The sequence below is a fragment of the Elusimicrobiota bacterium genome (assembly GCA_018816525.1).
Taxonomy (GTDB): Bacteria; Elusimicrobiota; Endomicrobiia; order CG1-02-37-114; family XYA2-FULL-39-19; genus OXYB2-FULL-48-7.
The window spans coordinates 38516-47619 of sequence record JAHIVV010000019.1 but is presented as its reverse complement, the minus strand read 5'-3'; the positions used below and the strand labels follow the sequence as shown (position 1 = coordinate 47619).

At 40.7% G+C, this 9104-nt stretch carries 6 protein-coding genes; all 6 read right to left on the bottom strand.

Annotated features, from left to right (window positions below):
- On the bottom strand, window positions 1-1667 hold a 1667-nt coding region (locus tag KKH91_02365), incomplete at its 3' end, for a ComEC/Rec2 family competence protein (GenBank protein ID MBU0951662.1).
- 6 nt (window positions 1668-1673) lie between these two features.
- Window positions 1674-5168 (bottom strand): DNA polymerase III subunit alpha, encoded by a 3495-nt coding sequence (locus KKH91_02360; protein MBU0951661.1) that lies wholly within the window; start codon window positions 5166-5168, stop codon window positions 1674-1676.
- Between the two features lie 24 nt (window positions 5169-5192).
- A complete protein-coding gene (locus KKH91_02355) occupies window positions 5193-6173 on the bottom strand; it encodes a hypothetical protein (GenBank protein ID MBU0951660.1) in 981 nt (326 codons plus the stop codon).
- A gap of 7 nt (window positions 6174-6180) precedes the next feature.
- Window positions 6181-7359 (bottom strand): [FeFe] hydrogenase H-cluster radical SAM maturase HydE, encoded by a 1179-nt coding sequence (gene hydE, locus KKH91_02350; GenBank protein MBU0951659.1) that lies wholly within the window; start codon window positions 7357-7359, stop codon window positions 6181-6183.
- A 14-nt stretch (window positions 7360-7373) separates the two neighbouring features.
- On the bottom strand, window positions 7374-8750 hold the full coding sequence (gene hydG / locus KKH91_02345) for a [FeFe] hydrogenase H-cluster radical SAM maturase HydG (protein MBU0951658.1): 1377 nt from the start codon (window positions 8748-8750) through the stop codon (window positions 7374-7376).
- Window positions 8747-9097 carry a hydrogenase maturation nickel metallochaperone HypA gene (locus tag KKH91_02340; GenBank protein ID MBU0951657.1) on the bottom strand — a complete coding sequence of 117 codons (351 nt, stop codon included), beginning with the start codon at window positions 9095-9097 and terminating at the stop codon, window positions 8747-8749. The genes hydG and KKH91_02340 overlap by 4 nt, the downstream gene beginning before the upstream one ends.
- Window positions 9098-9104 lie beyond the last annotated feature (7 nt).

Here is a 9104-nt window from a genome sequence, read left to right as displayed (position 1 = left end):
TTAGGCAGGTAGATTTCCCCAATTTTAAAAAACTCAATCAACCCTTTCAACCCTGCATAATGAGTCCACTTATCAGTTGTAATCAGTATTTTGTCTATCTTTGTGATTCCCTGTGATAACAAGAAGGGCTGGTAAACCCACTTTCCCACACCCGCGTCAGCGCCTCCGCAATCAACAAATATCTTTTTATTGTCAGGTGTTTTAACAAAAACCGAATCACCAAGGCCCACGTCAAGGAAAGTAACTGTAAGTTTACCGTTTGACTGCAATATCTTGTAGGAAAAAAACACAAAAATCAGCAAAAAGGCTAAACCAAATAATTTATATAGGTTTCTTTTAAACTTGAAGACTGCTATTAAAATAATGTAGTAGCTAATTATGAATACTAATGAAGGGGCGCCTGTATATACATTCGCAAAAGGGCATTTTGCAAAAAATGCAGTCATACTTAAAAGAACATTTGCGGACAAATGGCAGGCCCAAGTTGTTACTGGAAGCGCAAAAGGAAAAAACATATACGCAAAAAACTGGATAAAACACAACCAAAGGATTATACCAACGTACGGCACTACTACTAAATTAGATAACAGCCCGATCCCAGAAACTTTATAAAAATATTTGGCTAAAAGGGGAGCAGTTGCAAGTTGTGCGGAAAGCGTTACAAAAAACAGAAGTAAAATATATCTTAGTATCTTCGGTAGAGAGAATTTAAAGCTATCTGCAAGTTTAGGCGCGATATACACCAACCCCAGGCAGGCCGCAAACGATAATTGCATACTGGCTCCAAAAAGCGCCTGAGGGTCAAAAATAAGAATAATCAGCGCAGATAATGCAAATGCGTGATACAGAGCCCTTTCGCGCGACAATAGGTAGCACAAAATAATTGCAAGCGCGAGAACCGTAGCCCTGACTACCGGCGGATTTGCCCCCGTAGCAAAACAATAAACAACAATCGGGACAATCAAAAATACATTTCTCAGTTTGTTTGAAATAGGCAGTAACTTGAAAGCAAAAAAGAAAACAGCCACTACATAAACAACATTCATCCCTGAAACAACCAGGACATGCATAAGGCCGGAATCAATAAACTCGGCGCTTACTTCAGGAGGAATTTCACTCTTTTCTCCCACAAACATTGCTTCCAGCACGCCCCCTTCGGGAGTCTCTGCCGGCAGATTTTTTCTTATAGAATCAATCATCTTTGCGCGGATAGAGTCAATCATCCTGTAGAATAACGGTGTTTTTCCCTTTTTAATTATTTCGTATTTATTGACAGAGATTATCCCGGAATATCCTTTTCTCATCAAGTAATTGCCATAGTCAAACTGGCCCGGGTTTCTTGGTTGCGGTAAAGGCAGTATTTTGCCTGTAATTTTTAAAACATCAAACTGTGAAACACTATTTTTTGTATTGTAACACCTGGCGAGTAAAATTGTCTTTCGGCCTGAAATCAGAGTACTGACAGGAAATTCGATTCTGTTTGTTTTTACTTCCAGAGGGGCTTCCACTTTAACAACGAGTTCAGCTTCCTGGTTAATGCGCTGCGAAATGCTATTAACCTTGCTTAAAAAATACCCGCGCTGGTCAAGCACAATAAGGGCAACTATATAGGCCAGCACAAGCCATATAAATCCTTCATTATAAAATCTTCTGCCAATTTTATGCATTATCTTTTAGCGGGTTTCCCAGGAATTTTCACCAAGCACAGATTTAAGTTCGGCAAATAGTTTATCGGTAAGATTTACACAAAGAGGGGTTTCTATTATTACTTCTTTGTGAGCGTGTGAAATTATTTTAAAAAATACCTTAGTGTGGCCTTTGGATTTTTCCAGGAATGATTTTAGCTGGCCGACAAATGCATCATCTACTCCGGCGGCGGTAAATTTAAGGTAAATTTCCTTTATCTCTTCAGTCACTTTTACTTCGTATTTTTCCAATGAAACTATATCATCAGCAAGCAGGGTAGGCTTTTCATCGCGGGTGCTTATTTTTCCTTTAACTACCACCAGCGCTTGATTTAAAATATATTTGTTTAGCGAAACATGACTTTTTGGGAATACCAGCACTTCCACTTCTCCATCGAAATTTTCCAGGCTGAAACGCGCCATCTGTTCGCCTGTCTTCTTGACAGCTAGGCGCTTAATGCTCGTTATCATCCCTGCAAGCCTAATAGGCACATTATTATCCTGGGGCAGGGCGTTAATTTTATGTGTTGATGCTGTCTCAATGAGATGTTTATACTGCCCGAGCGGGTGCCCGGAGAAATAGAAACCAAGAACTTCCCTTTCAAAACCCAAGACTACATGGTCTGCCCAGGGAGAAAGCTCCTTATTGCTGTCTTGTTTAATCTCAAAAAGCACTTCCTGGCCTTGAGCTAATTTGTTTTTTTCATTTGTTAAAAGCTCCAGCTGGTCCATTGCTTTTGAACGCACATAAGAAGGCAGAGAAACCTTTTCTTTTAAGCCTGTAAAATCAAAAGCGCCCGCTTTTATGAGAGATTCAATAACCTTTTTGCTCACCTGGCGCGTGCCCATTCTCAAACAAAAATCCTGCAACGACTTGAAGGGCCCGTTCTTGCGCCTATCTTCAATAATTTCTTTTGCCGCCGCTTCTCCGACATTTTTTATTGCCAGCAGTCCAAAACGGATTTTATTGCCCTCAATTCCAAATATAGTGCCGGATTTCTGCACGTCCGGTGTAAGAACCTCGATACCTGACGCCTTCGCTTCCTGCACGTACATCACCAGGCGGGTTCCTTCCTCTTTTGCAAGAGATCCCCTGCCGATTTCGCTTGTAAGCAGTGCGCAGGTATATTCGATAGTATAATTTGCTTTTAAATAAGCGGTCCTATAGGCAAGCATACCGTAAGCAGCCGCGTGAGATTTATTGAACCCATAACCCCCGAAGTGGACTATCAAATCAAAAATCTTTTTTGCTATTTTTTTATCTACATTGTTCTTCTTTGCTCCTTCTAAAAATTCATGTTCCTGTTTGTCCATCTCATCCTGGATTTTCTTACCCATGGCTTTGCGCAACACATCCGCCTGGCCTGCGCTGAAACCCGCAAGTTTCTGGGCAATTTGCATAACCTGTTCCTGGTAAACAATAACACCATAAGTGTCTTTTAATATGGATTCCAGAATGGGATGGTCATACTTAATTTTTGTTTTTTGATGTTTTCTGGAAACAAAATCATCTATCATTCCGGAACCCATGGGGCCCGGGCGGTATAAGGCAACAAGCGCAATAATATCTTCAAAAGTAGTAGGTTTGAGTTTTCTTAAAAGGTCTTTCATGCCGGGAGATTCCAGCTGAAATACGCCGGAAGTATCGGCGGCCTGAAGTAGTTTAAAAGTTTTTTCGTCGTCAAGCTTAATAGTTTTTCTGTCAAAGTTCTTGTTTTTATATTCATGAATCAGTTTTTCCGCTTCATCCAGCACAGTCAGGGTGCGCAGGCCCAAAAAGTCCATTTTCAGCAGGCCTAGTTTTATTAAGGCATCATCGTTATATTGGGTGGTTATTACTTCCTGCTCGCCAATTAATTTACGCGTTGCTTTGGTGAGCGGGGCAAATTTTGTTATTTCATCTTTGGCTATCACTATACCTGCGGCGTGCACGCCCTTATGGCGTTTAACGCCTTCAAGTTTCATAGAGATATCTATAACGCGCTTTATTCTTTCGTCAGTTTTATAAATATCTTTTATTTCTTTTACATTGTTTATTGCCTGATAAAGAGTGGTGCCCGGCGGGATAAGTTTTGCAATTCTGTCGCCGTCAGTGGGCGCAAAACCCATAACTCGGGCAACATCGCGCACAACAAGCCGCGCCTGCATGGTACCGAAAGTAATAATCTGCGCAACGTTTCTTTCGCCGTACTTATTTCTTACATATTCGATGACCCTGTCCCGGCCCTGGTCTGCAAAATCGATATCCAGATCCGGCATGGTTTTTCTGTCCGGGTTAAGAAATCTCTCAAAAAGCAGGCCGTATTTAAGCGGGCAGATATCGGTAATTTCAAGTGAATAAGATACAATTGAACCGGCGCCGGAACCTCTTCCCGGGCCAACGGGTATTTTGCAATCTTTGGCGTATTGAACGAAATCATTTACAATCAGAAAGTATTGGGCAAAACCCATTTTATTTATTACGGAAAGTTCAAAATCCAGGCGGCCCTGTATCTCCGGAGTGATTTTTTCATAACGTTTCTTCAGGCCTGCTTCACAAAGTTTTTTTAAATAAGATTCAGGAGTTTCCCCTCCCGGAACCTCAAAATGAGGAAGATAGGTCTGGTTAAAATTTAACGTAAGGCTGCATTTTTCGGCAACTCTGAGCGTATTTTTAGTTGCGTCGGGAATATGGCTGAACAACTTTATCATTTCTTCCGGTGTTTTATAATAAAATTGGTCGGTAGAAAAACGCAGGCGGTTGGGGTCGTCAATTTTCTTGCCTGTATCTATGCATAAAAGGACTTCGTGAGCGAAAGCGTCTTCCTTGCGCAGGTAATGGCAGTCGTTAGTGGCAACGACCGGTGTATTTGTTCTCTTTGCTATTTCAAGCAATTTTGGAATAAGCGCCTGCTGCTCAGGCATTCCATTATCCATAAGCTCTATGTAAAAATTATCTGCACCAAAAATATTTTGATAATCGCCAACCACTTTTAGCGCCTGTTCATTTTTATTTATTTGCAGAGCTTGCCCCAATTCTCCCTGCATGCAGGCAGACAACGCAATAAGCCCCTGGCTGTATTTAGTTAGAACTTCCCTGTCAACCCGGGGTTTGTAATAAAAACCTTCCAGATAACCCAGGGTTACTATATGCATAAGGTTTTCATAACCTTTCAGGTCTTTAGCCAGCAATACAAGATGATAAGTTCTCCCGCTGCCTGCCTGGTTTGGTTTATCAACCTGCTTAATAAACCTTGATTTGTCAGTTACGTAAACTTCACACCCGATTATAGGCTTAATTCCTGCATTTATACAAGTAGAATAGAATTCGATAGCTCCGGACATGGTGCCATGGTCAGTGATAGCCAATGCAGGCATTTTATAATTGGCAATAAACTTTATCATTTCGGAAGGGCCGCCCTTGTCATCAACTATGCGGCAGGCGCCGTCGAGAAGCGAATATTCAGTATGATTGTGAAGATGTACAAATTCCGCGTGAGACATTGAACCTCGGGGGCCGTCTATTTTTTAATGATTCAGAAATGCCAGTATTACTGTGCCAAAATAAAACCCTACAAAAACCCAACCCTGCCACCTGGCAAGTTTCCCTCTTGCGAGGCTGATAGTAGCAAAAACTGTCAAGATAGTCATATAAATAAATGAAGGAGTAATTATCCCATGAACAATTCCTGAACCTTTATATAATGCCACCAATCCTATTGTCCCCAAAAGCAAGCTGTTATGATTAACCTTAGAACCAATAAAATTGCTTATTGATATTTCAGCGAGCTCTCCGTTTCTAAGCACCGTTATGTATGCCGTTATTTTTTCCGGCATTTCAGAGGCAATTGGCCCGAGCAAAATTGCGATAATAACCGGGCTTATCCCCACAACATGCGCAAACTCAATCATGGAATCTACAAATGGCTCGGAACAAAGGAAAATAATTATACCCCCGACAAGCAAGAATATAATACTCTTCAAAAGATTAACATTTTCATACTCGCCTTCGGCTTTTTTCTGTGCTTCTTTATAAAATTTTATGGCGATAGTGGCAATGTGATACATATAGATAAAAAATAAACCTACGAGTATGATACTGTCTTTTAAATCATAGCTATTGCCCCCTTCAATCGCAAGAGCAAAAGCAATAACGGCTGTAATTAAAAGGTATAGAGCGTCAACTTTGGTATTTTCGGAAAGATGAATTATTTTGACCGGCTTTTTGCTAAGCTTTGATGTAGCAAGGAGAATTACCATGCCATAACCCAATGTAACAAGCAGAGAGCAGGCTCCGACAGCTGAGCCAATAGCCATTGCATATTGGCCTTTTAACGAAGCCCAAATAACAAAGAGGTATTCCGGCAAAGTAGTAATCAGAGCGAGAACTATGCTTCCGGTGAAATTTACACCGAATTTCTCAGCAAACATCTCGGCGCCATAGCTTAAAAGCGCTGCTGCAGCGGTAATCAGCAAAAGCAAACCAATAAAAGTCAGTATTATAACCATACTCCCCTCATATTCCCAAATCGGTCGGCGCCCTTCCGATCAAGCGCAGCAATTCAAGAGTTTCTTCAACCTGTTTTGCTGCCTCCTTGTTTGTGCCGGCACGATCCGGGTAAATTTCATAATATTTTCTGTATTTTTGCGGAGTCAGGTTTATCATCAATGAATTTCCGCCGGACATCAATCCCAATTTTGCTCCATTTTCTTTATCCAGCGTTTCCATTGCCGTGGTAACCAGTATTTTTGCTTCAGGATTCAGTATTCTTGCGCGGGCAATTGCTGTTAAGACAATATCCATTGTAGGCAATTTAGCATCTGCAAGCGGCGTCTGGGGATGCGGTATAAATGGTCCGAACGAAAACATATCAGTACCAGGAGAGTTAGTAAGTTCTATATCATTTATCAAATCTGCTTCTTCCTGTCCCGGAAGGCCGACAAGAAAACCCGTAAAAATCAGGTATCCCATATCCCTCAAGTTCTTTATCAACTCAATTCTTTTATCATAATCACTTTCAGGTTTTAGTTTTTTGAATAACTCCGGATTACTTGTTTCAAACCTTAAAAGAACTCCCCTGGCGCCTTCTTTGTAAAGCTTTTGATAGGTTTCCCGGATTCGTTCACCAAGGCTTAAAATTAAAAGAATGGGCGATTTTGACATTATCCGTTTTACGATTTCAACAAGTTTTTCGTCCGTATATAAATCATCCTCGCCTGACTGTAAAACAAGCGCTTTAAAACCAAGTTTATTGATTGCATTTTCAGCAGTTTCTACTATTTCATCAACGCTCATCCTGTAACGTTCAATTTTTGCATTGTCTTTTCTCAACCCGCAGTAAGCGCAGTTATTTTTGCAGTAATTTGAGAATTCTATTATTCCGTGAACACAGCATGCGTTGCCCAGGTGTTTATGGCGCACTGCATTGGCTTTATCAAACAAGCTTTTTGTATTTTTTGCCAGTTTTGCATCTATTTCCTGTAATTCAAAGAAAAGTTCCTTCCAGGATTCCAATACCGGCAGGGCTTCCCTTTCGGACATGCGCTGTATTACAAAACCGCCCTGGGCATAGATATATTCGCCCAGTTTGAGGTCATAGAACTCATTTCTGGCTTTTCTTTTTTCGCCGAAATATTCCACAGTGACTGTTTTATCGTTTATTTCTACTACTTTTCCGGGAATTGCATAACACATTGTTTCACACCTGTTTAAAAATAAAGGTCGCGCTCGCCTTTTAGTATTTTTTCCAGCTTCTCTTTTACTTCATCACGCATACCTCTATTTTCTATTTTTTCCAAGTAATGTTTTATAACCTTATTGCCTAATTTATAAGTCCCGTTAGTTTTGGCGAAGTCTTCAAGATACTCGGCGAATGTAAGCAAACCGTTGGGGCGGCAGAATTTATGTATTTCGCCCGGTTTGGATAACTCCATAAAATGTTCGCCGGTCCTGCCCAGGCGGTAACAGGCCGTGCAAAAACTGGGCAATAATTTATCTTTCAAAATATTTTTTATAACTTCTTTTAAAGGGCGTTCATCAGAAATCTCAAACTGGCCGTTAAGTTTTCCTTTCCCATAACCGCCTACAACAGTAACTGACGCGGCGGAAGCCTGAGAAATGCCTATCTGGAAAGCTTTCTTCCTGATTTGCGCGCTTTCCCGGGTGCTGATTATCATTCCTGTATAAGGGACAGCTAATCTTAGGATTGCAATTAGTTTCAAGAAATCATTATCAGATACTTTATATTCCGGCTTATAGGTTACACCCGGCGCCGGCCTGAACCTGGGCACAGAAATTGTGTGCGGGCCTACTCCATATTGTTTATCAAGGTACTTTGAGTGAGAAATTAATCCTAAAACTTCAAAACGCCAGTCATATAAACCAAATAGAACACCCAGCCCTACGTCGTCAATTCCGGCCTTGAACGCTCTTGTATGCGCGGTTACCTGCCTGTCATAATCAGCTTTCGGGCCCTGGTGAAGCTTATTAAATGTTTCGCGGCGGTAGGTTTCCTGAAAAAGCTGATAGGTGCCTATTTTTGCTTCCTTTAATCTGCGGTAATTTTCTACGGTTGTTGCCGCAATGTTCACATTTATCCGGCGGATATTTCCTTTGGGCGTTTTTACTGAATATATTTTTTCAATGGCTTTAACTACGTAATCAATCGTGTTGTTATCCGGATCTTCGCCCAGCTCAAGCAGAACCCTTTTATGCCCGGTATTTATTAAGTGTTTTACCTGCTCGCCAATTTCATCGAATGATAATCTTTTACGCTTAAATTCCTTATTTTCTTTATGGAAATTGCAGTATTGGCAGTCATTAACGCAATAATCTGAAATATAAAGAGGCGCAAAGAAAACCAGCCTTTCCCCGTAAATTTCATTTTTAATATTGGAAGCAACTTTGAATAACTCTTTAATTAGCCTTCGGTCTTTAAGATTAACAAGATAGCCGGCATCATCAAGCGTTAATCCGTTTTTCTGAGAAGCTTTTTTGAGGATTTTGCGTATCTTGCTCGAAGATGGTTTTTGGGTTTTATTTAATATCCCATTAATCAACGATTCATCGATTATCTTTTGACTCATTTTTCACCTGAAATGCTGTCTATGTAAACATCTTTACCGAATAAAATATCTATATTTTTGCTCTTGCATTGAGGGCACCCTTGCAACCCGATGTTATGGGTTGTTATTTCCCCGCCGCACCGGCTGCATTTTGCGGATAAGTTTTCAACGATAATCTCTAATTCAGCGTTTTCGGCTATCGTTCCCGGGAAAATATGGTCAATAAAGCTGTGCCTTAATAAATCTTCCAGGATACCGCTGGCTTCGCCGTTTTTAATAACAATTTTCGTTATTTTTTTAAGCGAGTTCCTGGCGGCTTCAGCTTTTATTTTTTCAAAAAGATCTCTTGCTATACCGGTTTCATGCATTGGATTT